Genomic DNA, 24,932 nt, shown 5'->3' with positions numbered 1-24,932 from the left:
TACCGCCGGCAACCTCAAGTACGTGTAAAACCTGGCCCCCACCCGATTGACTATGGCGCGTACATAGAGGCAAAATGGCCGTACATTTCGAGGAAGGCTGGCTCCATGGCATCGCAGACCGCCCTACCGCTCGCGGGGATCACCGTCGTAAGCATCGAACAAGCAGTTGCTGCACCCTTCGCGACCCGGCAACTGGCCGACCTCGGTGCCCGCGTCATCAAAGTGGAACGTCCCGACGCCGGCGACTTCGCGCGGCGTTACGACGAGACCGTGCACGGCGAATCGAGCTACTTCGTCTGGCTCAACCGCTCCAAGGAGTCGCTGACGCTGGACCTGAAGTCCGACGAGGGCCGCGACATCCTCGAAAAGCTGTTGTCCACAGCGGATGTCTTCGTGCAGAACCTTGCGCCCGGCGCCGCAGCCCGAATGAACCTCGACGCCCAGTCGCTCCAGCAGCGGTATCCCGCGCTGATTCCGTGCGACGTGTCCGGCTACGGCAACACCGGTCCCTGGTCCGATCGCAAGGCCTACGACATGCTCGTCCAGGGCGAATCCGGTCTGATGTCGCTGACCGGCCCCGACGAGTGCCCGTCCAAGGTCGGTGTGTCGATCGCCGACATCGCGGCCGGCATGTACGCCTACAGCGGGATCCTGTCCGCGCTGTACACGCGTGCAACCACCGGCACCGCCCGCGCGGTGGAGGTCGCTCTGTTCGAGGCGCTCGGTGAATGGATGGGATCGCCCGCCTACTACACCGAATACGGTGGCACGCAGCCCAGCCGGGTCGGGGCCGAACACGCGACGATCGCCCCGTACGGCCCGTTTCCCACCGCCGACGGCACGGTCCTGCTGTCGATCCAGAACGACCGCGAATGGTCCGCCTTCTGTTCGGAGGTGCTCGGCGACGAGTCGATCGCCACCGACCCACGTTTCTGCCGCAACTCCGCGCGGGTGGTGCACCGTGAGGAATGCAACGCTCTGATCTCCGCGCGGACGCGTCTGCTCAACACCGACGACGCCCTCGCCCTGCTCGACAAGGTGTCGATCGCCAACGGCAGGCTGGGCTCCGTATCGGATTTTCTGTCCCACCCATCCCTGGCCGGCCGTGACCGCTGGCGTGAGGTGGAGACCCCGGGCGGCCCGGTGCGAGCGCTGCTGCCGCCGGCGAACCTCAGTGGTGTGGAACCTCGATTCGATCCGGTTCCGGCTCTGGGTGCGCACACCGATGCCATTCTGGGGGAACTCGGTTACAGCGGCGCGGCGATCTCCGAACTGCGTACTGCCGACTCGATCTGAGGCTGGGCAGTGCCCCACGCAGTGGCGTCCGATGGAACTCGAATCGCGTACCAGGTCAGCGGCGAAGGACCGCCGCTGCTGCTGCTCGCCGGTCAGGCCAACAATCACCATTGGTGGGATCGTGTTCGCGCGGACTTCGACACGCACTTCCGCACCATCACGGTGGACTACCGCGGCACCGGAGCAAGCGACAAGCCCGAGACCGGGTACAGCACAATACTGTTCGCCGACGACGTGATCTGCGTGCTGGACTCCCTCGGAATCGGGAGGGCGCACGTCTACGGCACGTCGATGGGAGGCCGGGTGGCGCAGTGGGTCGCCGCGCGTCACCCGGAGCGTGTCGACGCCCTGATCCTCGGTTGCACCTCGCCCGGTGGAACGCACGCGGTGGAGCGCAGCCGGGAAGTCCGAGCGAGCCTGGCGCAATCCGATCCCGACCGGTCGCGCCGCGCCCTGCTGGAGTTGATGTACACGCCGGAGTGGCTCGGTCGAAATCCCGGTCCCTACAACACTCTCGGGGACCCGGACATGCCCGCGCACGCCAAGCTCGCCCACCTGCGGGCAAGCAACGGTCATGACGCGTGGGATGCGCTGCCGTCGATCAGTGCGCCGACCCTCGTCCTGCACGGGACCGACGACCTTCTGTCCCCGGCCGACAACGCACCCCTGCTCGCCGAACGGATCCCGAACTCCCGCGTGCACTTGCTCCCGGGCGCACGGCACGCGTACTTCGAAGAGGAGTGCACTGGCGCGGGCGCCGCGGCGATCGGCTTCCTCGTCGAACAGTAAGAGCGCGTTCGCGAGTGGGGTCGAGGCGCGCTAGTTGCCGGATCCGGGCATGACGATGCCGACCTTCGCCGCACCGAGGCCGTGGTCGCGGGCGGCGTCGAGTGCGGCGGGAGTGTCCTCGAGGTCGAACATCGTCTCGAGACAGTGGTCGACCTCGATCGTCCCGTTCTCGATGGCCTCGACTGCCGCCCGGAACGACAGCAGCCCGCCCTCGGACTGCGTACCGTTGACCCACTCCATGGTCAGGGACTTGCGGAATGAACGCTCCACGGGGAACGGGGAGTTGCCCGTCGATTCGGGGTAACCGAAGAATCCGATCGTTCCGCGAACGCGCGCGGCTTCGACCGCTGCGGCACGGGCGAGATCGTAGCCGGCGGCCTCGATCACCAAGTCCGCACCGACGCCGCCGGTCGTATCGAGGACGACCTCGGCGATCGACTCGACCGGTTCGAGGACGGTCCGCGCCGCGCCGAGCCGTTCGGCGACGGCGAGGCGATCCTTGTTCAGGTCTGCAATGGTGACCTTGAGGCCCCGAGCAATCAAGTGCTGCAGGTAGAACAATCCCGAGGAGCCGGCGCCGATGATCGCCGCCGTCCGCGGCATCCGCTCGACCGGTGTGTCGGCAGGTAGAAACTTCTTCATCCCGAAGAGGGTGGTACCGAGTTGCTGGGCGAGCAGCATGCGCCGAAGGTCTACGCCCTCGTTCAACGCGATCACGTGACTGGCGTCGACGGCCTGGAACTCGGCGAAACAACCACCGCGCTGACCGTGGGGGACGGTAAGCACCGGACGTCCGACTTCGACCCTCGAATCCTCGCTTCGAACAACGATTCCCACGCCTTCGTGGCCCGGATATCCGGGTCTCCCGAGGAGTACCGGGTCATGGAATCCGTCGAAGACGATGTGGACGTCGGAACCGCAGATCGAGGCGTATCGCATCTCCACGAGCACTTGGTTTGGCTCCGGGACCGGCCGGGGGAAGTCGCGAACTTCGACGACGCCGGGTGTGGTCACGCATGCTGCACGCATTCAGGCCTCGCTTGGGTGAGTCGGTGCTGGGAGTTGGAGGACGCATCGGATAGCCGCTCGGCGCGCCTTCCTGGATGGCGGTCACCGTATCGCACGCAGCCGGCGGCGGCAAGAGAAATCGCGTACGGGGCTGCCGGACAAATAGCGTCCGAACAATGTGCGGCGCAGTCGGTTTCACTCTGCTGGTAGCCATGCCTGCTCGTAATCAATCCATCAGAATTTGGCATTATCGCGCCAGGTCCATCAGGTAGCAGAATCACCAGAGTCACGACAACGAAGTGAGACCCAGATAACTACTTCGGGGTGAAGTATCGCAGGCTACAGAGGGCGTGGTGCATGGTCGATGTGCCTTCCTCGACGCCGAGCAATCACGGAACGTAGTGCATACCAATGGGTGTCGAAGTCCTGAGCCCCTGACGCGGTTCGTGACGGACCGGACCGTCGATCGGTGAAGCCCGCAGCCATTGCAGGATCCATTCCCACCACAAGGAGTCGCCATGACCCCCTCCACACCGCCGCACGCTCACAGAACCGATGATCGATCCGAGGAGCCGCCTCGCTCGCGCGGTCACTACGTCAAGTCGGTGCTGGTCGGTTCCATCGGCAACATGATCGAATGGTTCGACTGGTTCGTGTATTCGACTTTCGCAATCTATTTTGCCGGACAATTCTTTCCGAGCGACGACCGCACCGCGCAGCTCCTGAACACGGCGGCCATCTTCGCCGTCGGATTCCTGGCGAGGCCTCTCGGCGGCTGGTTGCTCGGGCGTCTGTCGGACCGCAACGGCCGTAAAGCCGGCCTGACGGTGTCCGTCGGAATGATGTCTGCGAGCGCCTTGATGATCGCTCTCGCGCCGAACTACGAGACGGCCGGCAATCTGGGAGCCTGCCTGTTGGTCACCGCGCGCATCCTGCAGGGACTGTCGGTCGGTGGCGAGTATGCCGCGTCGGCGGCGTATCTGACCGAGGTATCCAAGAAGGGCTGGCGGGGTCTGGGGGCGAGTTTCCAATACATCTCCGTCACCCTGGGGCAGCTCGCCGGCCTGCTGGTCCTCATCGTCTTGCAGTTCTCCTTGTCCGACGAACAGCTGACGTCGTGGGGTTGGAGAGTGCCGTTCGCGATGGGTGCCATCGGTGCCGTCGCGGTCTTCTACCTGCGGCGCGGAATGCACGAGACGACGGCCTACTCGGTTGCCGAAACGGTCGATACCGAAGATCGCCGGGGAACACTGGCCGAGGTATGGCGCAACCGGCGCGCCGCCGTCGTCGTCTTCACCCTGACCCTCGGGGGCACCGTCGCCTACTACACCTACACCACCTACCTGACCAGCTACTTCGTGAACAGCGTCGGCCTCGAGAAGTCGCAGGCCTCGACGATCAGCTTCATCGGACTGGTGGTGTTCCTGGTCCTCTTGCCGATCGGTGGGTACGTCTCCGACCGCATCGGCCGGCGGCCCGTCCTCATCTTCTTCGGCATCGGCACCACGATCGGAACGTATCCGATCCTGCAGGGAATGCAGAACAATCCCACGTGGCTCACCTGCCTGGTGCTCACCGTCCTCGGTCTGGTATTCGTGGTCGGGTACTCGTCGGTCAACGCGGTGGTCAAGGCCGAACTGTTCCCCACCGGGGTGCGGACGGTCGGTGTTGCCATCCCGTACAGCATCGCCACCGCCGTGTTCGGAGGAACTGCCCCATACATCGCTCTGGCGTTCCGCGACGCGGGCCGGGAGAGTTGGTTCTTCATATACGTCTCGATCTGCGCGGCCATCTCACTGATCACCTACGTGTTCATGCGTGAGACCAGGGACGTCAACCTCATCGACGAGACGGTCGCCCCGGGACCACACGACCGCGCGCAGCACTCGGCCTCGAACGGGACACCGATCAAAACCGTTCAGGTTGACCATTGCTATTCTTCGTTGTGATCGATGTCGCTCTTGCATATCGCCTGCTGATGGTGCGGGACGGCGGTAGCTCGGGAAGGTGGTCGTCCGGTGGACGTCAAGCAGTTGACCGCACTCGTTGCGGTGGCGGACGCCGGGAGCGTGACCCGCGCAGCCGAACTACTCCACTTGGTTCAGCCGGCGGTGACACGCCAAATTCACACGCTCGAGCAGGAACTGGGTGTCCCGCTGTTCGAACGTAGCCGTGCGGGAATGGAATTGACGGAGTCCGGCCGGCTCATGCTCGAGCGCGCCCGGAGGGTGCTGTCCGAACTCGAGCGTGCCCGGGCCGAGATCCGCCCGAATCCGGGGGTGCTGCAAGGGATCGTGACGGTCGGACTTCTGTCCTCCACCTCCGAACTGCTCGCCGAACGACTCGTCGCGGCCGTGTTGCAGGAGCATCCGGCCGTCCGGTTGCGAATAGTGTCCGGGTACGCCGGACACGTGCGGCAGTGGCTCGATGCCGGTGACATCGACCTCGGTCTGCTCTACAACCTGAAATCCACGTCGTCGCTCAACGTGCGAGCATTGCTCGCCGAAAACCTGTGGGCGGTTGCCCCGCCCGACGGCGGGCTCGACACCGGACGACCGGTCACCCTCGAGGAAGTGGCGACCCACCCGGTCGTGATGCCCAGCGCGCCCCACGGAATTCGCACATTGGTTGCGGAGGCGTGCGCGAGACTCGACATCGGTCTGAACATCGTCGTCGAGACCAACGAGGTGAGCATCCAGAAGAGACTCGTGCGAGCCGGTCACGGCTGGACGATCCTGCCGGGCATCGCCGTTGCCGATGATGTCGCCGGCGGTCTGCTCAGTGCGGCGCCGCTCCATTCCCCGGCGGTCGAGCGCACCGTCGTGCTCGCGTTACCGAGCGCCCCCCGGATCCCGCCTGCCGTCCATGCGGTGGCCGATCTGCTCGTCCGCCAGATGCGCGACGCCGTCGAGCGCGGTGAGTGGCCGTCCGCTCACTGGAAGCCGGACAACTAGTCGCACGCGAATCAGAGCCCTCCGCGCGACACGAGTTGCGAGACGATGACGTTGCGCTGGATCTCGTTGGTGCCCTCACCGACGATCATCAACGGAGCATCCCGGAAGTACCGCTCGACGTCGTACTCGGTGGAATAACCGTAGCCGCCGTGGATGCGCACCGCGTTGAGGGCGATGTCCATCGCCACCTCGGACGCGTACAGCTTCGCCATCCCGGCCTCCATGTCGCACCGATCACCGCTGTCGTACTGCTCGGCCGCATGCCAGGTCAGCTGCCGGGCCGCGGTCAGCTTGGTCGCCATGTCGGCGAGGTAGTTGCCGATCGACTGATGCTTCCAGATCGGCTTGCCGAAGCTCTCCCGCTGCTGTGCGTAGGCGAGGGAGTCCTCGAGTGCCGCCGTGGCCACACCCAGCGCCCGGCAGGCCACCTGGATGCGGCCGGTCTCGAGGCCCTTCATCATCTGCGCGAACCCCTTGCCCGGGGTACCGCCGAGGATCGCCGTGGCCGGGGTCCGGTAGTTGTCGAACGACAGCTCACAGGTTTCGACACCCTTGTAGCCGAGCTTGGGCAGATCCCGTGACACCGTCAGACCGGGACCGTGCTCGACCAGGACGATCGAGATGCCCTTGTGCTTGGGGGACGCGGCCGGATCGGTCTTGCACAGCAGCGCGATCAGCCCGGACCGGCGGGCGTTGGAGATCCACGTCTTCGACCCGGTGATCACCAGGTCATCGCCGTCGGACTTGGCGTTGGTGGACATCGCCTGCAGATCCGACCCGCCGCCGGGCTCGGTCAGCGCCATCGTGGCCCGGATCTCACCGGTCGCCATCTTCGGCAAATACTGCCGCTTCTGCTCCTCGGTGCCGTACAGCGACAGCAGCTTCGCCACGACGGTGTGCCCGCCCATCGCCCCGGCCAGGCTCATCCACCCGCGGGCCAATTCCTGGGTCACCTGCGCATAACAGGGCATCGACACCGGTGATCCGCCGTACTCCTCCGGAACCGCCAGACCGTAGATCCCGATCTGCTTCATCTGCTCGATCCACTTCTCGGGGTACTCGTTGGCGTGCTCCACCGCCTGCACCGTCGGCATCACGTCGCGGTCGACGAAGGCGCGCACCGTCTCGACCAGGTACGCCTCTTCCTCGTTCAGCTTGCCCATCACTCCACCTCGCACTCGCACAACATTTGTACGGCCATATTCTCGGATATGTATGCTTCCGTCAAGTCCCGCATTGACATTCACCCGCGATCGGTGCCACCATCTAGTCCGGATCGGCACCATCTCCGCTGTTCAGAGGCTAGGAACGCGACTACAGGCGTCGACCGACCTAATGGCCGTATTTACCGTCCCTTCACATACTGAAGGGACGCAAGTACCCCAGCGGTCGCCAACACCTCGCGTCGAGCGAACACCGTTTCTCACGAAAGAGGCGACCAGGATGTCTCAGCACAGGTTCGAACTCCGGCCGGTCGCGCCCTCCGCGTCGAACTGGGATTGGCGGATGCACGCGCGTTGCCGGTCCATGGACACAGAGCTCTTCTTTCCGTGTGAGGGGGAAGGGCAGGGCGCACGCATTCGGCGAGAACGAGCCGCAAAGCATGTCTGCGAGCCCTGCCCGGTGCTGACCGAGTGCCGAAATCACGCATTGATCACCGGTGAGCAGTTCGGCGTCTGGGGTGGCACGACGGAGAAGGACCGCCGGTATCTTCGACCGCCCCGACTCGGTCGATACCGTTCCTGACGGCGTAATGCCCGCGGTGTCACCGCTCGTCCCGTATCGGCTCATCGGCGGTGCGCGCGCAGCGCGGTGCGGAGTCCTTTGCGGCGCCCGGTGGCTCCGTCGGCGGGCGTGGTGGATGCGGTGCGGAATCTCAGTTCGGACGCGGTCTCGGGAGCATCGTCGGCGGTCGCGGATAGAAACCGGTCCGGGAGTGCCAACTTGTGGATGGTGCGCAGGGTCAAAAGGTATTGCCTGGCTAGCGAACCGGTGGTGTAGGGCAGATCGTACTTCTCGCACAGTACGCGGACCCGCGTCGCGATTTCCGGGTAGCGGTTGCTGGGGAGGTCCGGGAACAGGTGGTGCTCGATCTGGTAGCAGAGGTTGCCGCTGAGGAATGCGAGCACCGGGCCGGCTCGGAAGTTGGCGGTGCCGAGCATCTGGCGTAGATACCATTCCGCCCGGGTCTCGTTTTCCAGTTCGGTGGGGGTGAACTTCTCTGCGCCGTCCGGGAAATGTCCGCAGAAGATCACGACGTAGGCCCACAGGTTACGCAGTAGGTTGGCGGTGAGGTTCGCCTTCAGCGTCCGTCGCCACCGCCGCCCGCTGACGGCGGGAAAGAGTACGTAATCCTTGCCGGTCTGCCGGACGATCTTGCCGATCAGCGCTCGGGTGTGGCCGGACTTCTCGGCGGCGGTGCCGGCACGCTCCTGTTCGGAATACAACCCGTGCAGGGCGATGCCCCATTCGAACGTGGTCGCCAGCAACAGGTTCCGCAGCGGTTGCAGCAGGTTGTCCGGTTTCCACGGCTGGTCGCGGGTGATGCGGATGACGCCGAACCCGAGGTCGTCGTCCATCCCGATCACGTTGCTGAACACATGGTGGCGATAGTTGTGGGAGTACTGCCACTGGGACGACAGACCCGCCATGTCCCACTCCCAGGTGCTGGAGTGGATTTCCGGGTCGTTCATCCAGTCCCACTGGCCGTGAGACACGTTGTGCCCGATCTCCATGTTCTCCACACTCTTGGCCACGGCGAGAGCCGTGGTCCCGAGTGCCCATCCGACGCGCGTCCGGCTTGCGTGGATCACCAGCCGCGCAGCGGCATCCAACCCGCGCTGGAAGGCGATCGTGCGGTGGATGTAGGTGGCATCGCGCTCACCGAGTGAATCGGTGATGTCCCGCCTGATCGCGTCGAGTTCGGTGCTGAGCGCCTCGACGTCCTCCGCTGTGAGGTGCGCATATTCCTTGATGTCGGATATCGCCATGGTCTACTCCAGATTCCGGACCCACCCTGGACCGGCTGTGCGTCAGTAGTAGTGGCGTCGGCCCGCGACCGCGTGCCCGGCCATCCCCATGACCTCGAGCACCACTCCGATGATGATGAGCGCAATCCCGATGTACAGGAGCGCTGGGACGCTGAGGACCAAGCCGACTATGGCGAGGATGATGCCGAGAATGATCATGATGAGGCCTGATTTCGGGACGGGGGTCGAGATTCGGACTGGTGTGGAGGGTCAGCGTGTGAAGATTCTTTTGATCTTCCGGCCTGCCTGCTTGATCTGGTCGCCGGCTTGCTTGGCTTTGCCCTTGGCTTCCTGCGCACGTCCCTCTGCCTCCATGCGCTCGTTTCCGAGCGCCTTCCCGACGGTCTTCTTGGCGGCGCCTTCAGCGGTTTCAGCTTTGTGCCGAAGCTTTTTCCCGATACTCATGGCGATGCTTCTCGTTTCTCGGTTACGCGGCGGGTGCGGATCAGGCGTCGTTCGTGAGCGGGAATGCGTCGCCGCTGGAGTTCAACACGCTTGCGCCTCCGACGATCTCGGACGATCATGACGGCCTCCTGTGGCCCACGGTGCATAATCAAGTCAACGCCGGATTCCGTCGCAAGTCAACACTGTAGATCTACGGTTTAGGCCTACAGTTGAACGCGAGGGAAGGTGGCGAAGATGCCCGAGCGTCGTTCGATCCACTCCGACGATGGCCCGATCACCCGTGAGCGGATACTCGAGTGCGCGCTCGGGATCATCGACGGTGACGGCATCGACGGCCTGTCCATGCGCCGCCTCGGCAAAGCACTCGGCCGCGACCCGATGACCCTGTACCGCCACGCCCCGAACAAGGCCGCGCTGCTCGACGGGGTTGCCGAGCGTGTCCTCGAAGAACTCGAGGTCGACACCGACGACGGCGACTGGGCGACGCAGCTGCGGGAGGTCGCGCGGGGCTTTCGCCGGTTGGCCCTCGCTCATCCTCAGGTGGTCCCGCTATTGGTCACCAGGCCGCTGTCGACGCCGCTCGGGCTCAGGCCGCTCGGCACCCTGCGTCCACTCGAGGACATCCTGACCCTGCTCACCAAGGCGGGCTTCACCGACGCCGATGCCTTGCACGTCTATCGGGCATTGTTCGGCTTCCTCTACGGCCACGTCCTCAACGAACTGCAGGAACTCGTCGAGCGTCCCGACGAGTCCGACGACCTTCTGCGCCTCGGCCTTCACCGCCTGCCGATCGCCGAGTTCCCTCTGATCCGGGGCCTGGCGCCGGTGCTGGCGTCCTACGACGGCGCCGCCGAACTCGAACGTGGCGTCGACATCCTCCTCGCGGGCCTGACCGCGACGTCGACGCAGCCCGACTCTCCTCCGTCCCGGTGATGTGAACGCGCTCGGACGTCGAGCCGGTTCGGTCGAGGGCATCGACATCGAAACCGAGTGGGCCGAAAAGTCGAGATAGGGTTGGCTCGTTCGTCATTCTCTACAGCCGAGTTGTCACGGGTGAGAGGAGGACCTGTGCAGTACATGCTGTTGATCTACAACTGTGAGCGGCCCGAACCGGGCGATCCGGGTTTCGCCGATGCGCTGGCCCGGGTGAACGCATTCGCCGACGAGTGCCGCCGCCGCGGAGTCTTCGTCTCCGGGCACCCGCTGCAGCCGGAGCACACCGCCACCACGGTCAGCGTTCGGGACGGTCGGACGCTGATCACCGACGGCCCGTTCGCCGAGACCCACGAACACCTCGGCGGCGCCTATGTCCTCGACTGCCGCAATCTGGACGAAGCCCTGGAGCTGGCCGCCTTGTGCCCGTTGGCCGAGCTGGGGTCGATCGAGGTGCGGCCCATCGTCGATGTGCCGGGCCTGGATCACCGTCCGGCGACAGTCGTCGGCGAATGAACGTCGAACCGGGGCTGCAGCAGGTCTACCTGGAACACAGGGCCCGGATGCTCGCAGCTCTGATCCACGTGCTCGGCGACTTCGAACTCGCCGAGGATGCGCTGCAGGATGCGTGTGCACTCGCGTTGCGCAAGTGGGGCGATACCGTCCCGAACGACCCAGTGGCCTGGCTGCTCACTGCGGCCCGGAACAGCGCGATCGACCGGCTGCGGCGGGCCAGGCTCGGCCGGGAGAAGCTCGCGCAGGTCGGTGAACAGTCCCGGGTGGTGACCGTGATGACGGACGTCGGGCAGGACAGGCTGCTGCGCATGGGTGATGAGCGGTTGAGCCTGATCTTTGCGTGCTGTCATCCCGCCCTGGCCGAGGACGCGCGGGTCGCCCTGACTCTGCAGGCCGTGGCCGGGCTGACCGCCGGGCAGATCGCCCGCATGTTTCTGATCGGCGAGTCGACGCTGGCGCAGCGCTTGGTGCGGGCGAAACGCAAGATTCGCGACGCCGGCATCAGTCTGGATGTGCCCGCCGATCACCAACTGCCCGAGCGGGTTTCCGGCGTTCTCGCGGTGGTGTACCTGATTTTCACCCAGGGCTACGCCCCCGGTCGGCTCGAGCAGAGCACGCTGTGCGAGGAGGCGATCAGGCTCGCCGAGCTCGTCGCCACCCTCATGCCCGACGAACCCGAAGCGCTCGGACTGGTCGCGTTGCTGCTGCTGCAACACTCGCACCGCGCCGCCCGCTACGATTCCGCCGGCGACGTGGTGCTGCTGTCGGATCAGGACCGCTCACGATGGGATCGCGCCGAGATCACCGAAGCGATCGGCGTACTGGACCGGGCGCTACGCCTCGGCAGACCGGGTCCGTACCAATTGCAGGCCGCGATCGCCGCGTTGCACGCCCAGGCTGCTTCGACCGATCACACGGACTGGCCAGGCATCGCCGCCCTGTACACCCAATTGCTCGCGGTCGATCCGTCACCGGTGGTGGCGTTGAACCACGCCGTGGCCACGGCAATGGCGACCGGCCCGGAGGAGGGGCTCGCGCTGATCGACGAAATCAACGGAATCGACCGCTACCACCTGCTTCATGCGGCACGAGCCGATCTCTTGCGCCGTCTCGGCCGCACCACGGAGGCGGCAATCGCCTACCGGCGAGCACACGAACTCGCCGGCAATCCCGCAGACCGGCGATTCCTCGCCCGACGTCTGCTCGAACTCGACCTCACGGAGTCCCCATGAGACTGTCCATTCTCGACCACGGCCACAGCCGACGCACCAAACTGTTCCTCACGCTCACGTCCACCATGTCGCGCGTGGACAGCCCCGACATCGTGAAGCTCCTGCTGTACCGGCCGGGCTTCCTCACCCGTCCGCTGTTGGAGCTCACCGCCGACGCGATGCGCGGGCCGTCGTACTGGACCGCCGCGGAACGGGAGTACCTCGCGATGTGCACCGCGCAGTTGCACCGCTGTCCGTTCTGCATCGACACGCACGCCGAACTCACCCGCATCGCCGGCCACGGTGAGATCGACCCGGATCGTCCCGCGTCGGCACGGCCCCCACTGAGCGCCGTCCGCGAGTTCCTCGACACGATCAGCCGCACGCCGGACCGTGCCGACCCCGCCGGAGTCGCCGACCTGCCCGAACAGGCGCTGGTGGAGGCATTGCGTGTCAACCTGGTGTGGAACATCGTCAACCGCCTGGCCAACGCGTTCGGCTTCACCCTCCGAGAAGGCCAGTTGCACAGCGGTACCCGCGCCCTGCACCGATTCGGCTATCGCTTCCCCGGATTCCTGCTCGCCGACGGCGCGAGACCCGACGGCAGTGACGATGCCGTGGCCGACCTCCGCCACTCGGTGTTGCACCGGCCTGCCACCACCGCCCCCGCCCTGCGTCTCGCCGCCGCGTCCGGCGACCCGCTTCCCGAACCGTGGCAGGCTTACGCGGCGGCGGTCCGCGACGCCTCCTACACGATCACCGACAGCGACATCGACAAACTTCTCGCCGCCGGACCAAACGAGGATCAGGTCTTCGAGGTCACCGTCGCCGCGGCGGTCGGCGCGGCCCTGGAGAGTTTCGATGCCGGAATGTCCGCACTGGGACACACGTCCACGAGCTGAACCGAGCAGATCGACGGAAAAACCTGACACAGGATGTCAGGGTCTCGGTGCGAGCATGGTTTCACCGTTCGGCACCGGGCCCCGGATCGACATCGACACAGACAAGGACCTCCATGCGCGAAACACGAGAAGAGCTCGACGAGCTCCAAACCCTCCTCGACGCCTCCCTGTCCCGCTCCACCGCACACCTGCGTTCGATCATCGGCACCGAGAGCACCCTGACCGCAGAACAGCTCACCCAGATCGTCACCGGCATGTGCACCCTCGCCCTGTCCACCGTCACGGCGAAGGGCGAACCGCGGATCAGCGGTGTCGACGGGCACTTCCTGCACGGGAAGTGGCACTTCGGCACGGCGCGCGGCGCCGCCAAGGCCCGCCACCTCGCCGCCCGTCCCGCCGTCAGTGCTGCGCACCTGCGCGGTGAGGACCTGGGTGTGTTCACGCACGGGACGGTGGAGATCCTCAACCCCCAGGACGGCGAGCCGGCCGCGGACTGGCCGGACCTGCTCGCCTACTTCACAGACTTCTACGGCGAAGACTTCTTCGACTGGGACAACGACGTGGTCTACTACCGGCTGCATCCGCACTGGATGACCGTCTACGCCGCCGACATCGCCAAGCTCACCGCGGCGCCGCGGTCCTGATCGGCACTGTCGACCCAGCACCGATTGCCGGGTGACGCGGTACCGTCGGCCGCGTGGCTCTCATCCATCACGCTCAGCTGTCCCCGTCCAAGGCCGAGATGCTCGGTGACTGGGTTCCGCGCCAGCCCTGGATCGGGTCCGCCGACGCGTCGTCCGTCGAGGTCGTCGGTGCGTACCGGTTCGACGATCCGGCCGGGGAGGTCGGCATCGAAACCCACCTGGTCCGGACGGCGGACGGGCAGGTCGTGCAGGTGCCGGTGACCTATCGCGGTGCCCCGATGGCCGGTGCGGAGGCGTCGCTGATCACCACGATGCAGCATTCCGTGCTGGGTGAGCGCTGGGTCTACGACGCGTGCGCCGACCCGGTGTACGCGAATGCGCTCGTGACGGCGATCCTGACGGGAGGGACCGAGGCGGAACTCCAGTTCGACATACCCGGCGAGCGCCGAAAGGTGACGACCAAGGTGTCGGGTAGCGGCTCACCGGGCTCGACCGTGCCGGTCGTCGATGCCGTGAACTGTGCGAATGAGGGAACGACCACCGTCATCACGACGGACCGGATCGGCGTGCGGGTGTTCCGCGTGATCGATCCGGATCGGGTCGCGCCTGTCGGCTCGCACACTCTGGAGGGCACCTGGCCGGGCCGAGGTGCGCCGGCGCTGCTCGCGATCGCGCATCCGACGGCGAACCACGACGTGTGACGCGGGAGGGGCGGAATATCTCCGAGGACGGTACAGTTGAACCCGTCGACGGTGTCGGACATACCCCGGGTACCACATTAAAATTGTCGCCGAGAGCGACCACTTGCCGAGAGGCGATATGACGGCACCGTCGCAGAAGCCGCCGGCACCATGTGGTGCCGGCGGTTTTCGTTCTGCGGTGGACCTCACCCGACAGGCTCGAATCCGGCCAGCATCTGCTCGAGTGCGGCCTGGTCGGGCCCGATGAAGGGGTCTGACTTCGGTGCCTCGGCGAGCATGTCCAGAAACTCGGCGGTGCGTCCGTCCGCCGGGGGGAGGTGGGTGCCGAGGATCCATCGCGGGTCGAGCGCTCGGAGCGCGGCGACGGTGCGCAGGAACTTCGTCTCGTCCACCAGATGCACCCAGGGACTGTCGACGGTGGCCCACAGGTGCTGCGCGGAACGGACGGCGTTGGGTGTGGAGTACCCGACGTCGTTGGCCGTGGCGAGTTCGGCGGTCTCCATCGGCGCCCCGAAGCAATCCGACGAGAAGTAGGCCTCGCTGCGGTCGTCGTAGAAGCCGACGGTGCTGGGATTGTCGAACAGCGGGGGCCGTAGCGCCGTCAGTGTCCGATCGCCGACGTCGAGGGATTGACCCGGATTGAGCAGGTAGACCCGGTCCATCGGGACGGGCCGTGCGCAGGACATGATGCCTACGCCCGCGAAGGTCGTGATCAGGCGGGCGCGCGGCGCCGCGTCGAGCAAGTCGAACAACGCGCCGGTGTGATCGCGGTCCGGATGCGTCAGCCAGATCCACTCGACGTCCGCGGGATCGAGCACCGAGCCCAGGGCTTCCATGAAGCCGCATCCGGGCAGGCTGAGTCCGGTGTCGACGACGACGGGTTCGGCGGCGTGGAGAACGTACGCGTTCACCGGTAGGTGCCCGATCCCCGGTACTTCCAGTTCGTCACTGAGAGCGGTGATATCACGTCGGATATTGTTGATACGCATGGGAACTCTCCTCAGTCGTCGTAGTCGACGCGGATCAGTGACCGGGCGATCGTGGCCAGGTCGGCTTCGGTCGGCTCGTATCCCCGCGGGACCTTCAGGCCCAGTTCGAATGGGGTGGCCCCGTCGTCGAGCGCGGCACGGAATGCGGCGCCTGCCTCGGCGGGGGTGGCCTCCAGTAGCAGGGCCCGGCCCCGACGGACACGGCCCCGGTGGGTGACCGTCACGGGTGCGCCGCCGGCGAAGTTGCGCCGCCACGGACGCTCGGTGAACACGAGCGTCTGACCGTCGACGTCGTGCAGGCACACCGGCACCCGCAGGGTGCGCCCGGTACGACGGCCGGTGAACTCGATCAGCCCTTGGCGCCGGATGCGCCGCCCCAGTGACCGGGTCGTGAGGACCCGCCGGACCAACGGGTTGACCAGCCGCATCAATTGGGGTGGCGGCGGGCTCAGCCGCACATTCGTGGTATCGATTTTGGACATGTCACCGACGCTAGGAGCGATGGAGCGGGCGCACCATTCCACAATTCTGGTATTTCCGGCGCCGATCCGCGCTCGTACGATTGACTCGTGAGCGTGGATTCCGTGCAGTGCGCGGCAGACAAGGTCGCACGATTGTGCGCCGCACCACGCGGCCTGGTGTCGCTGTGGCGGGACGCGTCGGACGTCGTCGCCGGTGTCGTCCCGTATTACTGGACGCCGTGCTGGTTCACTCTCGACCCCGTGTCCATGCTGATGACCAGTCACTATCACTTCGGCATGGACGAATTTCCCGGGGAATGGCTGGCCGCCGAGTATTACGAGGACGACGTTCAGTCCGTCCCCGACGTAATGCGTTCGGCCGAAGGGATTTCCACGTTGCACGAAGCCGCGCACGGTGATCCGTCGGGAAGTCCGCGCTGGCGCCGGAACCGGACACTCGGCGGCGACCAGGAGCTGATTGCGCGGTTACGCACGCGCTCGGGAGAAACGTGGGGAGCGCTGAGCCTCTATCGCGACGAGGGGATGCCGATGTTCTCGGAAACCGAGAAGTCGTTCGTGCAGGAGATAGCGCCGGTCCTCGCGGGCGGTGCCCGCCGCGCACTGCTGTACGGGCAGGCCGAGGAACCGGAGTATGCCGATTCGCCGGGTTTGCTCGTCCTCGACGAGAACTGGAACATCGAATCCGCGACGCCCGGAGTCGACCGGTGGATGGTGGATCTGCCGGGCGGGGACTGGGATCGGGGGGAGTTGCCGGCCGCGGTGATCACTCTCGCCGGTCGTGTATTGCGGTGTGTGGAAGACCGCGACCGGCTGGGCGACGTGGCCATCTCGCGGGTGCTGTCGAGGTCGGGGGCGTGGTTGGTGCTGCATGGGGCATGCCTGACGTCGACGGGCAGGCGGCGGATCGCGGTGATCGTGGAGCCGGCGCATCCGAGCCGCCTGTATCCGCTGCTGATGTCGGCGTACGGGCTGACCGAGCGCGAGAAGGAGGTCACGTCGATGGTGTTGCAGGGGGCGTCGACTTCGCAGATCTCCGCCGAACTACATGTGTCGGCACAGACCGTGCAGCAACATCTGAAGAGCATCTTCGACAAGACCGGCGTGCACAGCCGACGCGACCTGGTCGGCAAGGTGTTCTTCCACCACTACGAGCCGCGGTTTCGCGACAACGAAAAGCGGACCGCCGCGGGCAGGCCTGTCCGCGGCGATCCCTGGCATACACAGAGCAGCTGAGCCCGGGAATCCGGTTACACCGGCGGATGGGTTCCGATCCGGGCCGTAGTCCGGTGGCCTACTGTTCCTTCTTCAGGCGGGCGGCCAGCATGGCCTTGCCCAGATCGCCACCCTTCCGGCTCACGGCTTGGGCGCGGCGGAAGAAGTCGGCCAACTCGGCGTCGCCGTCCATGTCGGCATCCGAGATGTAGCCCTCCAGACGCAGAGCGTTGCTCAGTGACGCTTCGACGAACCAAATCAGGTTGTAGTCCTTGTCCCGAACACCGGTCACCGAGCGTGCATCTTGTTCACTCATCAGTGCGTCCTTCCCGAGAAACGGCCGACTGTCTTGTGGTTCCTGCCTACCCGTGTGGTTGCATCGTAAACGTGAGGCGCGCCGGGCTCAGGCGAATACCCAGTTCATCAGGACGACGTACAGCCCGGTCCCGAGGACGATCGAGAGCACCGCATTCTTGCGCCACAGGTGCACCGCGGCCGTCGCCGCCACCGCGATCAGTTCGGGGATCCCGTGCGACGGGGCGGTGACGGACACGTTCTTCAGGGAGTACGCCACCAGGATCAGCATGATCCCGGCGGGCAGGTAGACACCGAGGTAGCCGACGAGTGCGGACGAGCGCAACGGCATGACGATCGCGAAGGGAACGGCGCGCAGGGCGAACGTGACGATCGCCATGATCGCGATGGCCGCGAGGATGTAACCGGCGTCAGGCATCGGTGCGCACCTTTCGCCGGGTGACGAGGTAGCGGATGACGAGCAGGCTCACGAAGGCGCCCATCGCTATCGGCAGCATGTGTTCGGGGTCGACGAGTCGCGCGATCAGCGCGCACATCACGGCCATCGAGGGAACCGCGAAACCACGCTGGGCCCGGATGGCCTCGATGGACAGCACGACGAACAGCGCGGTCAACGCGAAGTCGAGGCCGACGATGTTCTCCGGGATCCATTGCGCCGCGGTCGCTCCGAGCATCGCTCCACCGATCCAGTACGCGTGGAGATACAACTGCGAGTACACGATCACCCGGCCGGACATCGACTTCCGGTCGCCGGTGACCGTCATGGCGTACGCCTCGTCGGTCAGCGCGAACATGCTGTAGAAGCGGGCAAGCCGGCCCTTCACCCTGTCGAGGGGAAAGCTCAAGGCGTAGAACACGTGCCGGAAGTTCACCAGCAACGCGGTCAGCGCGATGTACGGGAGAGGCGTCATCGCGGCCACCATGCCGACCGCGATGAATTCGAGGGAACCGGCGTAGATCAGCGAGGTGAAAACCATCGCCCACCACGGGTTGAGCCCCTGCTGGACGACGAGCACCCCGAGGGCGATCCCCAGCGGGACCAGCCCGATTCCGACGGGGAGCGACGCCTGTAGGGCGCGACGCCACTCCGGGGCCTGCCGGGGGTCGGAGTCGACGACTGCGGTCGTCGCGAGGGTAGCTGGATCGATCACCACGCAAATCTATAGCAACCATCCAGGTGTGCGATTGCGAGAGAATGCCCATTCGGCATAGTCTGCGCAATAATAGTTCAATGGACGACATAGATCACGCAATTCTCGACCATCTGCGCAACGACTCGAGTCTGACCAACACGGAATTGGCGGATCTCGTGGGTCTCACACCCTCCCCGTGCCTGCGCCGGGTCAAGAAGCTCGAGGCGGACGGCGTCATCACCGGCTACCGCGCCATCGTCAGCCAGGAAGCGCTCGATCGGGGGTTCCAGGTGATCGTCACCGCCGAGATCGGTGTGAACGACCAGGCGACCATCGAACAGTTCGAGTCCCGGGTCGCCGCCTTCGACGAAGTGATCGAATGCCGGAGGCTGTTCGGGATCCCCGACTACTTCATCCGGGTGGCGGTCCGCGACCTCGCGACGTACGAGAACTTCATGGCCACCAAACTCAGCGGGCTCCCCGCGGTCTCGCGGGTCACCTCGTTGATCACGATGAAGACCATCAAGAGCGCCGACTGAGTCAGCGGTGCGCCGCGACCTCCCGGTAGAACTCGAGGTGTTTCTGCGCGACGTTGTCCCATCGATGTGAGCGAGCGAAGGCGCGCCCCTCGTCGAGGGAGGCGCCGTCGGCAGGTTCGGTCAGGGCGCGTGCCATCTCCTCGTGGGTGGACGCGTACCGGACCGTCCCGCGAAAGACCTCCCGGAGGACCGGCAGGTCACGTGCGACGACGGGAACGCCTGCCGCCAGGGCTTCCATCGCGGCCAGCCCGAATCCTTCCTTGGTGGAGAGGAAGGCGAACGAGCGGGCCTGGGCTACCAGCGAGGGGAGTTCGGCGTCGTCGATCGTTCCGAGGATGGTCGGTGTCACACCCAGCTCTGCGGCCCGCCGGTCGAACTCGTCCCGGTACCCCCGGTAGTCGAACAGGGTCTCGCCGCCGGCGAACACCAGCCGCAGGTCCGGTTGCTCCTTCACGAGCAGTGCGTAGGCCTCCACCAGGTCGATGCTGCCCTTGCGCGGTTCGATACCGCCGACCGCCAACACGTAGTCGCCCAATTCACCGGCCCACCTGCGGCGGCGCTCGGCGTCCTCGCGGGCTTCCTCGAATCGGGCGGCGTCCACGCCGTTCGGAATGACGGCGCACTCGAGACCCCACCCGGCGGAGACCTCCGCGGCGACGGCGGCGGACACGCAGATCCGCGCGTACGGATCCACGATCGCGCGCTCGTGGCAGGCGGCGAGCGCGGGCGTCGTGAACTGGTCGAGATGGTGGATGGTTCGCACGCACCGTCCGACGGCGTTGGCACTGATGCAGTCCTGCGCGTGGACGATGTCGTAGGCCTCCGGTGTGAAGGCGGCGCGCATCGTCTCGATGGATCGGAGGATCCGGTCACCGACGGTCTCGTCGTCGACGTGTGCGAACGGCACCACCCGCACGGCGACAGTCGGGTCGACCGGACGGAAGAAGGCGGCGTCGCCGTGCCTGCCCAGGGTCCAGACCGTCACGTTCGCGCCCTGCCGGGCGAGGGCCTCCGCCAACGCCAGCGTGTGCACGACTCCCCCGCGCGGTTTGGTCGAATAGGTCAGCAGCGCGATCCGCACGTCAGTGTTCTCCTCGGTCCAGCAGTCTCCGGTAGGTGTCGATGCGGCGTTCCTCCAGGTGCCGAAGCACCTTCCTGGCCCGATTCACCTCGTAGTCGACGTCGAGTTCGGCGACGGCGAGGCCACCCTTCGTTCCCGTTCGCGCGAGCACGTCGCCGCCCGGACCCACCACCTTGGCCTGACCTAGGAATCGCAGTCCACCCTGGATTCCGGTCTGGTTGGACGACACGAGGACCACCTGGTTCTCGGCGGCCCGGGCCGAGTCGTAGAGATCGAACAGGCGTGATTGCCGGTCCTGGGTCATGCGCGCCGCCCGGTCCGTGATGCTGGCCGGCCACGCGGACAACGCGGCGATGATCCGTGCGCCGTCGAGCGCGAGGGTGCGGGCGGATTCCGGGAACGTCTTGTCGTAGTCGATCAGCATCCCGATCCGTCCCACCGGTGTGTCGAAGGCGGTGAAGGAGTCACCCGCGGCGTACGCCAGGGATTCCCCGGCCGGCTGATGAACCTTGCGGTGATTGCCCAGCACTCCGTCGCCGGTCACGCAGGCGGCGGCGTTGTAGCGCACCCCGTCGCACAGTTCCGTGTACCCGATGCAGACCGTCATGCGGCCCGCCATCTTCGCGACGGCCCTCAGCTCCGGGCTGTCCGCGGCGAGCGCGGGCGGGAGTTCCTCCGTGTCCGGCCGCCGGAGATCCGAGATGTAGCCGCCGAGGCAGGCGTCGGGCAGGACCAGCAGGTCCACGCCGTCGTTCGTCGCACTCTCGATCAGCGCCTGCAACTTCAGGAGCGCGCGATCGATGTCGCGGCCGAAGTGCCCCGCCAACGCTGCCAACCGTGTCGTCACCATAGGCGTCAGGCTAGTGTCGCCGTCGCCGGCAACACACCCGCTTCGAGTTCGATGCGGTCCGCCAGATACTCCCCGTCCCGCGCCACTCCCGCGAACCGTCCCGAACCCCACGTGTGCTGCCACGGAAGGCCGAGGAAGTACAGCCCGGGCACTGCGGTGACGCCGCGGTTGTGGGTGGGATGGCCCGCACCGTCGAAGACGCCCGCGTGGAGCCACCGGTAGTCGGTCCGGAAACCGATGGACCACACCACCGACGTGATGCCCGACGTCGGCAGTTCCAATTCGGTGACCTCACGTTCGGGACGCCAGACCGGCACGTACCGTTCCTCGCGCGGCGCATCGATGCCCGCGCGGTCGATGTAGGCGTCGATGGAATCCTTGATGCTCTCGCTCACGGCGTCGGCGGCATCCAGCGACGACTCCAGAGTGGGCGCGAACCGCAGGGCGCCGTCCGCGACGTCGAGCAGCCGCCCGTACAGACGCATTCCCGCGAGCGCGAAGGCACGGAGGTCGATGTCGCGGCCACCGTCCCGGCCGGTGACGTAGTGGTTGGTGTTCTCCCGCTTGCCCAGACCGCCCGGGTGATCGGCGATCGAGACGTCGTAGGTGCCCATGTCGTGCAGCCAGGCCACGCAGTCCCGGCCGCGGTAGAACCGCGCGACCCGCGGCGCCCCACCGGTGACGAGGTGGACGGTGCGACCCGCCAGGTGAAGATCCTCCGCGATCTGGGCGCCGGACTGGCCGTTGCCCACCACGAGAACCTCGCCCGCGGGCAGCGCGCCGGCGCTCCGGTACTGCGACGAGTGCAATTGCGTGATGTCGGCGGGAAGCCGTTCGGCGAACCGGGGAACGACCGGAGTGTGGTACCCGCCGACCGCGACCACGACGTGGTCGGCGTGCATCGGGCCTTCCGTCGTGTCCACGTCGAACCCTCCGGAACCCGACTGCCGCACCGCCACCACCGCGACCCCTTCGCGCACAGGCGGATCGAAGGTGTCGGCGTACCCGCGCACGAACTGGTAGGTCTGCTCGCGGTTCATGAACCCGTCGGGATCGCCGCCCGAGTAGGTGTATCCCGGAAGGGTGCACTGCCAGTTCGGAGTGACGAGAGTGAAGCTGTCCCAGCGACTGTCGCGCCACTCGTGTGCGATCGACTCTCGTTCGAGCACCACGTGGTCGATTCCACGCTGCACCAGATGCCAGCTGATCGACAGGCCCGCCTGGCCGCCGCCGATCACGACGACTGTGTGTTGTTCGGTCATCACGACTCTCCGGGGAGTGAAGCCGGGTTCATCTCGAGGACCCGGACGAGGGATTGGGGGTCGAGGGTGCGGCCGGCGCGTTCGAGTTCCTGCATCTGCTCGGACGCGGACGTGCAGTACATCCCGAACTTGGCACGGACTCGCTCACTGGCCTCGGTGAGCGCCGTCGTGGTGCGTGTGAGGAATTCGGCGACCGTGTAGTCCTCACCGGCCACCAGGTGGTCGTGCATGACCAGCGACGGCGAGTAGCAGGACTGGGTGCGTCCGTTCGGCCACCGCACCGTGAACGTCATCTCAGGCATCGACGGGCTCCAGTTCGGCTGTCGTGGTGCGGAGGAACGACGGTCGCGCCGACGCGTCGAGCCGCGTGCCGCTCACCCGGTTCTCCGCGACGACGTCGTCGTACAGTTCCGGCCGGCGGTCCCGGAGGTTGTACATCCCGCCGCTGCGAATCGCGTCCAGTTCGGCTTGCACATCCAGCGTGGCCGAGGCGAGGCCGGGTTCCACGCCCGTGGTGGCGAGGATTTCGCCGCCCGGGCCGACGATCTTCGCGCTGCACACGAACCGGAGCGATCCGAACGTTCCCGCCTGATTCGACGCCACCCAGACCACCTGGTTCTCCGTGGCCCGCGCGCGGTCGTAGATGTCGAATCTCTGCTTCCACCGGTCGTCTTCGGGATTCTCGACGCGGTTGGTGCGGGCGGTGGGCCACGCCGACAGCGACGTGATGATCTCCGCGCCGTCGAGGGCGAGCGTCCTCGCGGCCTCGGGAAAGGCCTTGTCGTAACAGATCTGCATGCCCATCCGTCCGACCGGTGTGTCGAACGCTTCGTACTTGTCGCCGGCGCGGTAGCAGAGGTTCTCCCCCAGCGGCTGGTGCACCTTGCGGTACGAGCCGAGTATCCCGTCGCCGTGCAGCGTCACCGCGGCGTTGTACCGGTCGGCGCCGTCGGCTTCGCAGAATCCGAGGGTGATCACCAGGTCGCCGGCCATGTCGACGACCCGCCGGACCTCGGGCCCGTCCAATTCCAGTGCGGGCGGGAGGCTGCGGAGCCGCCGCTGCCGCTGCTCCTCGGTTTCGTCGCCTCCGCCCAGGCTGGGCAGGTAACCGCCCAGGCAGGCCTCCGGAAGCACGAGTAGCGAACTCCCAGCCGCCCGCGCCTGCTCGATCAGTTCCCCGATCGTGCGATACGCCTGTTCCATGTCGCGGCCGAACTCGGCTGCCGCAACGGAGATTCCGATGTCAGTCATGCTCTTCCCAATCCTGTGACCGTGGAGTGCACCACGCGTGTCGTTACGCCGTCGGGCCAGCGAAGGCTGACCCCCGGCTCAAATGTCAATTCCCCGCAAACGGCCGAGGTGGCCGGCCCGGCGGGCGCCACCGCGCTACCCCGCCGATCGGCGGTGATCATCGCGAACCCGGGGAAGCACGTCATCCAGTCACCCGCCGTCGCAGCGGGTGGCCGGGGGACCGATGCGACGTCGAGGACGGCGCCGAGTCCGCTCGCCTCGGCGAGCATCCCGGTAGTGCCCGCGATCCCCGCCATGCTGATGTCCTTCGCCGCGGCGGGGCGGGTGCGGGCGACGAACGAGGCCATGTCCCGCAGTTCGTCCGAGCTGCGGTGGGACGTCGAATCCCACTGCTGTCCGGTGTATCCCGGCCTCCACTGCCCGTCCAGGTCTGCTGTCAGCGTGAGCTCGTCGCCCACCCGGCCACCACCCGCGGGCACCGGATCCGCGGTGCGCCCGAGCGCCGTCACCGACAGCGCCGCGGGAACGCCGAGCTGAGTGTGGCCCCCCAGTACCGGTACGTCCCACGCTTCCGCAGCCCGGCTGAGCCCACGGATCACCTTCGTCAGGATCGACGTGTTCGGTGCGCCGACGGTGTCGAGCATCCCGACCGGGACGGCACCCATCGCCGACAGGTCGTTGAGGTTGACGAGGGCGGCGCACCATCCGGCCCACTCGGGATCGCGCTGAACCATGGCAGGCAGGATGGCGTCACACGCCGCGATCAGGTCGCTGCCCGGAACCGGTGCGCCGTCGTCGCCGCGGAACCCGCTGCCGCCGAGCGCATCACCGTGCGTGCCGAAGGGTGCCAGGGTGTGGGCCAGACAGGACTTCGTGCTCTGGACCAGACGCTCGACGCGATCGATCGGCCACGTCATGTGCACGTGCGGCGCGCCCGCCACCGTGACGTCACCCATCCGCGTCCAGCCCAGGTGGGCGAACATCGTTTCGTTCCGGCTCTGCACGGTGGCGTCGAACCGCAACACGCCGCGTGATTCGGCGTGGGCGCAGGCGGCGCGCACGAGCGCCTTTCCGATTCCTCTGCTGTTCCGGACGTTTCGACCCACCACGAGTCGGCTTCCCGCCCACCACCCGAGGTCGGTGCCGTCCGTCATCGGTGCGAGGCGAACACCGCCGAGCACCTCGCCCGTGGTGCTGATCGCCACGAGCACCACGGTGCGGGGATCGTCGTCGACATCGTCCCGGTCGCTGGCGGTGAACAGCCCCTGTTCCACGACGAACGTCTCACGCCGCAGTCGCCGGTACGCCTCGGTCATGACCCGACCGGTGGCGGGTTGCACGAGTAAGCTCTGCTGCGACTCCTGAATCGACGGCCCGGTGAGGACGGCGAAGTCGGAAGGAGTGCTCTCGGCGGTCGGTAGGTCCCACAT

The 24,932-nt window shown here is 66.5% G+C and carries 29 protein-coding genes; 13 read left to right on the top strand and 16 right to left on the bottom strand.

All coding sequences use genetic code 11. The features are described from left to right. The first annotated feature begins 105 nt into the window (after nucleotides 1–105). Nucleotides 106–1,296, top strand: coding sequence for a CaiB/BaiF CoA transferase family protein (locus QM841_RS19505; RefSeq protein ID WP_283333186.1), 1,191 nt, complete (start codon nucleotides 106–108; stop codon nucleotides 1,294–1,296). Between the two features lie 9 nt (nucleotides 1,297–1,305). Continuing rightward, on the top strand, nucleotides 1,306–2,085 hold the full coding sequence (locus tag QM841_RS19500) for an alpha/beta fold hydrolase (protein ID WP_283333185.1): 780 nt from the start codon (nucleotides 1,306–1,308) through the stop codon (nucleotides 2,083–2,085). A gap of 30 nt (nucleotides 2,086–2,115) precedes the next feature. Here the strand turns inward: QM841_RS19500 and QM841_RS19495 are convergent, their stop codons facing one another. Beyond that, nucleotides 2,116–3,099, bottom strand: a complete 984-nt coding sequence (locus QM841_RS19495) for a zinc-binding dehydrogenase (RefSeq protein WP_283333184.1) — start codon at nucleotides 3,097–3,099, stop codon at nucleotides 2,116–2,118. A 512-nt stretch (nucleotides 3,100–3,611) separates the two neighbouring features. On the opposite strand from QM841_RS19495, the gene QM841_RS19490 reads away from it, so the two are divergent. Both QM841_RS19490 and QM841_RS19485 read left to right on the top strand, forming a co-directional pair. After that, nucleotides 3,612–5,042, top strand: coding sequence for an MFS transporter (locus QM841_RS19490; RefSeq protein ID WP_283333183.1), 1,431 nt, complete (start codon nucleotides 3,612–3,614; stop codon nucleotides 5,040–5,042). A 69-nt stretch (nucleotides 5,043–5,111) separates the two neighbouring features. Continuing rightward, on the top strand, nucleotides 5,112–6,047 hold the full coding sequence (locus QM841_RS19485) for a LysR substrate-binding domain-containing protein (protein ID WP_283333182.1): 936 nt from the start codon (nucleotides 5,112–5,114) through the stop codon (nucleotides 6,045–6,047). An 11-nt stretch (nucleotides 6,048–6,058) separates the two neighbouring features. Here QM841_RS19485 and QM841_RS19480 read toward each other — a convergent pair whose 3' ends face one another. Then, the gene (locus QM841_RS19480) at nucleotides 6,059–7,210 is read right to left on the bottom strand and encodes an acyl-CoA dehydrogenase family protein (RefSeq protein ID WP_283333181.1); all 1,152 of its coding nucleotides are present in this window, start codon (nucleotides 7,208–7,210) and stop codon (nucleotides 6,059–6,061) included. 52 nt (nucleotides 7,211–7,262) lie between these two features. On the opposite strand from QM841_RS19480, the gene QM841_RS43195 reads away from it, so the two are divergent. Next, nucleotides 7,263–7,793 (top strand): WhiB family transcriptional regulator, encoded by a 531-nt coding sequence (locus QM841_RS43195; RefSeq protein ID WP_349307411.1) that lies wholly within the window; start codon nucleotides 7,263–7,265, stop codon nucleotides 7,791–7,793. A gap of 41 nt (nucleotides 7,794–7,834) precedes the next feature. Here QM841_RS43195 and QM841_RS19470 read toward each other — a convergent pair whose 3' ends face one another. Genes QM841_RS19470 through QM841_RS19460 form a run of 3 tightly spaced genes read right to left on the bottom strand, consistent with a single transcriptional unit; the run spans nucleotide 7,835 to nucleotide 9,481 of the window. Continuing rightward, complete coding sequence (locus QM841_RS19470) at nucleotides 7,835–9,037, bottom strand: fatty acid desaturase family protein (protein WP_283333180.1); 1,203 nt, start codon at nucleotides 9,035–9,037, stop codon at nucleotides 7,835–7,837. A 42-nt stretch (nucleotides 9,038–9,079) separates the two neighbouring features. Continuing rightward, complete coding sequence (locus tag QM841_RS19465) at nucleotides 9,080–9,235, bottom strand: DUF6131 family protein (RefSeq protein WP_009476302.1); 156 nt, start codon at nucleotides 9,233–9,235, stop codon at nucleotides 9,080–9,082. A 51-nt stretch (nucleotides 9,236–9,286) separates the two neighbouring features. Further along, nucleotides 9,287–9,481 (bottom strand): CsbD family protein, encoded by a 195-nt coding sequence (locus tag QM841_RS19460; RefSeq protein WP_280779476.1) that lies wholly within the window; start codon nucleotides 9,479–9,481, stop codon nucleotides 9,287–9,289. Nucleotides 9,482–9,706: 225 nt separating this feature from the next. On the opposite strand from QM841_RS19460, the gene QM841_RS19455 reads away from it, so the two are divergent. The 6 genes from QM841_RS19455 to QM841_RS19430 all read left to right on the top strand — a co-directional run bounded on the left by QM841_RS19455 (nucleotide 9,707) and on the right by QM841_RS19430 (nucleotide 14,388). Then, a complete protein-coding gene (locus QM841_RS19455; protein ID WP_283333179.1) occupies nucleotides 9,707–10,414 on the top strand; it encodes a TetR/AcrR family transcriptional regulator C-terminal domain-containing protein in 708 nt (235 codons plus the stop codon). A 144-nt stretch (nucleotides 10,415–10,558) separates the two neighbouring features. Continuing rightward, nucleotides 10,559–10,930, top strand: coding sequence for a YciI family protein (locus tag QM841_RS19450; protein ID WP_283333353.1), 372 nt, complete (start codon nucleotides 10,559–10,561; stop codon nucleotides 10,928–10,930). Further along, nucleotides 10,927–12,162 carry an RNA polymerase sigma factor gene (locus QM841_RS19445; protein WP_283333178.1) on the top strand — a complete coding sequence of 412 codons (1,236 nt, stop codon included), beginning with the start codon at nucleotides 10,927–10,929 and terminating at the stop codon, nucleotides 12,160–12,162. The genes QM841_RS19450 and QM841_RS19445 overlap by 4 nt, the downstream gene beginning before the upstream one ends. Continuing rightward, nucleotides 12,159–13,043: a carboxymuconolactone decarboxylase family protein gene (locus tag QM841_RS19440; RefSeq protein ID WP_283333177.1), complete on the top strand. Its 885-nt coding sequence runs from the start codon at nucleotides 12,159–12,161 to the stop codon at nucleotides 13,041–13,043. The genes QM841_RS19445 and QM841_RS19440 overlap by 4 nt, the downstream gene beginning before the upstream one ends. 113 nt (nucleotides 13,044–13,156) lie before the next feature. Continuing rightward, nucleotides 13,157–13,687: a pyridoxamine 5'-phosphate oxidase family protein gene (locus QM841_RS19435; RefSeq protein ID WP_283333176.1), complete on the top strand. Its 531-nt coding sequence runs from the start codon at nucleotides 13,157–13,159 to the stop codon at nucleotides 13,685–13,687. A 53-nt stretch (nucleotides 13,688–13,740) separates the two neighbouring features. After that, nucleotides 13,741–14,388, top strand: coding sequence for a CG0192-related protein (locus tag QM841_RS19430; RefSeq protein ID WP_283333175.1), 648 nt, complete (start codon nucleotides 13,741–13,743; stop codon nucleotides 14,386–14,388). 185 nt (nucleotides 14,389–14,573) lie between these two features. On the opposite strand, the gene QM841_RS19425 is transcribed toward QM841_RS19430, so the two are convergent. Both QM841_RS19425 and QM841_RS19420 read right to left on the bottom strand, forming a co-directional pair. After that, a complete protein-coding gene (locus QM841_RS19425; RefSeq protein ID WP_283333174.1) occupies nucleotides 14,574–15,377 on the bottom strand; it encodes an oxygen-binding di-iron domain-containing protein in 804 nt (267 codons plus the stop codon). A gap of 11 nt (nucleotides 15,378–15,388) precedes the next feature. Further along, nucleotides 15,389–15,859 (bottom strand): grhN, encoded by a 471-nt coding sequence (locus QM841_RS19420; RefSeq protein ID WP_280779483.1) that lies wholly within the window; start codon nucleotides 15,857–15,859, stop codon nucleotides 15,389–15,391. 102 nt (nucleotides 15,860–15,961) lie between these two features. Between QM841_RS19420 and QM841_RS19415 the strand changes: the two genes are divergently transcribed. Next, entirely contained in the window at nucleotides 15,962–17,092 is a 1,131-nt protein-coding gene (locus QM841_RS19415; protein ID WP_283333352.1) for a helix-turn-helix transcriptional regulator, read from the top strand. Between the two features lie 58 nt (nucleotides 17,093–17,150). Here the strand turns inward: QM841_RS19415 and QM841_RS19410 are convergent, their stop codons facing one another. From QM841_RS19410 to QM841_RS19400, 3 genes are all read right to left on the bottom strand, one after another. Beyond that, nucleotides 17,151–17,387, bottom strand: coding sequence for a hypothetical protein (locus QM841_RS19410; RefSeq protein WP_005254663.1), 237 nt, complete (start codon nucleotides 17,385–17,387; stop codon nucleotides 17,151–17,153). Between the two features lie 87 nt (nucleotides 17,388–17,474). Next, the gene (locus QM841_RS19405) at nucleotides 17,475–17,804 is read right to left on the bottom strand and encodes a branched-chain amino acid transporter permease (protein WP_280779484.1); all 330 of its coding nucleotides are present in this window, start codon (nucleotides 17,802–17,804) and stop codon (nucleotides 17,475–17,477) included. Next, a complete protein-coding gene (locus QM841_RS19400; RefSeq protein ID WP_280779485.1) occupies nucleotides 17,797–18,540 on the bottom strand; it encodes an AzlC family ABC transporter permease in 744 nt (247 codons plus the stop codon). The genes QM841_RS19405 and QM841_RS19400 overlap by 8 nt, the downstream gene beginning before the upstream one ends. A 77-nt stretch (nucleotides 18,541–18,617) precedes the next feature. Here QM841_RS19400 and QM841_RS19395 point away from each other — a divergent pair, with 77 nt between their 5' ends. Beyond that, entirely contained in the window at nucleotides 18,618–19,058 is a 441-nt protein-coding gene (locus QM841_RS19395; protein ID WP_005254660.1) for an Lrp/AsnC family transcriptional regulator, read from the top strand. Nucleotide 19,059: 1 nt separating this feature from the next. On the opposite strand, the gene QM841_RS19390 is transcribed toward QM841_RS19395, so the two are convergent. Genes QM841_RS19390 through QM841_RS19365 form a run of 6 tightly spaced genes read right to left on the bottom strand, consistent with a single transcriptional unit; the run spans nucleotide 19,060 to nucleotide 24,932 of the window. Then, on the bottom strand, nucleotides 19,060–20,139 hold the full coding sequence (locus tag QM841_RS19390; RefSeq protein ID WP_283333173.1) for an MSMEG_0565 family glycosyltransferase: 1,080 nt from the start codon (nucleotides 20,137–20,139) through the stop codon (nucleotides 19,060–19,062). Between the two features lies 1 nt (nucleotide 20,140). Further along, a complete protein-coding gene (locus QM841_RS19385) occupies nucleotides 20,141–20,989 on the bottom strand; it encodes a carbon-nitrogen hydrolase family protein (RefSeq protein ID WP_283333172.1) in 849 nt (282 codons plus the stop codon). Between the two features lie 5 nt (nucleotides 20,990–20,994). Then, nucleotides 20,995–22,251: an MSMEG_0569 family flavin-dependent oxidoreductase gene (locus QM841_RS19380; RefSeq protein ID WP_283333171.1), complete on the bottom strand. Its 1,257-nt coding sequence runs from the start codon at nucleotides 22,249–22,251 to the stop codon at nucleotides 20,995–20,997. Further along, complete coding sequence (locus QM841_RS19375) at nucleotides 22,251–22,553, bottom strand: MSMEG_0570 family nitrogen starvation response protein (RefSeq protein WP_283333170.1); 303 nt, start codon at nucleotides 22,551–22,553, stop codon at nucleotides 22,251–22,253. The genes QM841_RS19380 and QM841_RS19375 overlap by 1 nt, the downstream gene beginning before the upstream one ends. Then, entirely contained in the window at nucleotides 22,546–23,502 is a 957-nt protein-coding gene (locus tag QM841_RS19370; protein WP_283333169.1) for a carbon-nitrogen hydrolase family protein, read from the bottom strand. The genes QM841_RS19375 and QM841_RS19370 overlap by 8 nt, the downstream gene beginning before the upstream one ends. Next, nucleotides 23,499–24,932 (bottom strand): MSMEG_0567/sll0787 family protein, encoded by a 1,434-nt coding sequence (locus QM841_RS19365; protein WP_283333168.1) that lies wholly within the window; start codon nucleotides 24,930–24,932, stop codon nucleotides 23,499–23,501. Before QM841_RS19365 ends, QM841_RS19370 begins: the two co-directional genes overlap by 4 nt.

Source organism: Rhodococcus sp. IEGM 1307 (assembly GCF_030056915.1).
Taxonomy (GTDB): domain Bacteria; phylum Actinomycetota; class Actinomycetes; order Mycobacteriales; family Mycobacteriaceae; genus Rhodococcus_F; species Rhodococcus_F opacus_D.
The sequence above is the reverse complement of the archived record's forward strand: the minus strand, read 5'-3'. Positions and strand labels throughout refer to the sequence as shown.

Excerpts from the sequence above, each read along its gene's own strand:
- QM841_RS19450 (WP_283333353.1), top strand. The coding sequence starts at position 10,559 with ATGCTGTTGATCTACAACTGTGAGCGGCCCGAACCGGGCGATCCGGGT.
- QM841_RS19385 (WP_283333172.1), bottom strand. The coding sequence starts at position 20,989 with ATGGTGACGACACGGTTGGCAGCGTTGGCGGGGCACTTCGGCCGCGAC.
- QM841_RS19470 (WP_283333180.1), bottom strand. The coding sequence starts at position 9,037 with ATGGCGATATCCGACATCAAGGAATATGCGCACCTCACAGCGGAGGAC.
- QM841_RS19395 (WP_005254660.1), top strand. The coding sequence starts at position 18,618 with ATGGACGACATAGATCACGCAATTCTCGACCATCTGCGCAACGACTCG.
- QM841_RS19490 (WP_283333183.1), top strand. The coding sequence starts at position 3,612 with ATGACCCCCTCCACACCGCCGCACGCTCACAGAACCGATGATCGATCC.
- QM841_RS19465 (WP_009476302.1), bottom strand. The coding sequence starts at position 9,235 with ATGATCATTCTCGGCATCATCCTCGCCATAGTCGGCTTGGTCCTCAGC.
- QM841_RS19420 (WP_280779483.1), bottom strand. The coding sequence starts at position 15,859 with ATGTCCAAAATCGATACCACGAATGTGCGGCTGAGCCCGCCGCCACCC.
- QM841_RS19440 (WP_283333177.1), top strand. The coding sequence starts at position 12,159 with ATGAGACTGTCCATTCTCGACCACGGCCACAGCCGACGCACCAAACTG.
- QM841_RS19410 (WP_005254663.1), bottom strand. The coding sequence starts at position 17,387 with ATGAGTGAACAAGATGCACGCTCGGTGACCGGTGTTCGGGACAAGGAC.
- QM841_RS19370 (WP_283333169.1), bottom strand. The coding sequence starts at position 23,502 with ATGACTGACATCGGAATCTCCGTTGCGGCAGCCGAGTTCGGCCGCGAC.
- QM841_RS43195 (WP_349307411.1), top strand. The coding sequence starts at position 7,263 with ATGCTTCCGTCAAGTCCCGCATTGACATTCACCCGCGATCGGTGCCAC.
- QM841_RS19435 (WP_283333176.1), top strand. The coding sequence starts at position 13,157 with ATGCGCGAAACACGAGAAGAGCTCGACGAGCTCCAAACCCTCCTCGAC.
- QM841_RS19480 (WP_283333181.1), bottom strand. The coding sequence starts at position 7,210 with ATGGGCAAGCTGAACGAGGAAGAGGCGTACCTGGTCGAGACGGTGCGC.
- QM841_RS19445 (WP_283333178.1), top strand. The coding sequence starts at position 10,927 with ATGAACGTCGAACCGGGGCTGCAGCAGGTCTACCTGGAACACAGGGCC.
- QM841_RS19460 (WP_280779476.1), bottom strand. The coding sequence starts at position 9,481 with ATGAGTATCGGGAAAAAGCTTCGGCACAAAGCTGAAACCGCTGAAGGC.
- QM841_RS19405 (WP_280779484.1), bottom strand. The coding sequence starts at position 17,804 with ATGCCTGACGCCGGTTACATCCTCGCGGCCATCGCGATCATGGCGATC.
- QM841_RS19505 (WP_283333186.1), top strand. The coding sequence starts at position 106 with ATGGCATCGCAGACCGCCCTACCGCTCGCGGGGATCACCGTCGTAAGC.
- QM841_RS19365 (WP_283333168.1), bottom strand. The coding sequence starts at position 24,932 with ATGTGGGACCTACCGACCGCCGAGAGCACTCCTTCCGACTTCGCCGTC.
- QM841_RS19375 (WP_283333170.1), bottom strand. The coding sequence starts at position 22,553 with ATGCCTGAGATGACGTTCACGGTGCGGTGGCCGAACGGACGCACCCAG.
- QM841_RS19380 (WP_283333171.1), bottom strand. The coding sequence starts at position 22,251 with ATGACCGAACAACACACAGTCGTCGTGATCGGCGGCGGCCAGGCGGGC.
- QM841_RS19425 (WP_283333174.1), bottom strand. The coding sequence starts at position 15,377 with ATGCGTATCAACAATATCCGACGTGATATCACCGCTCTCAGTGACGAA.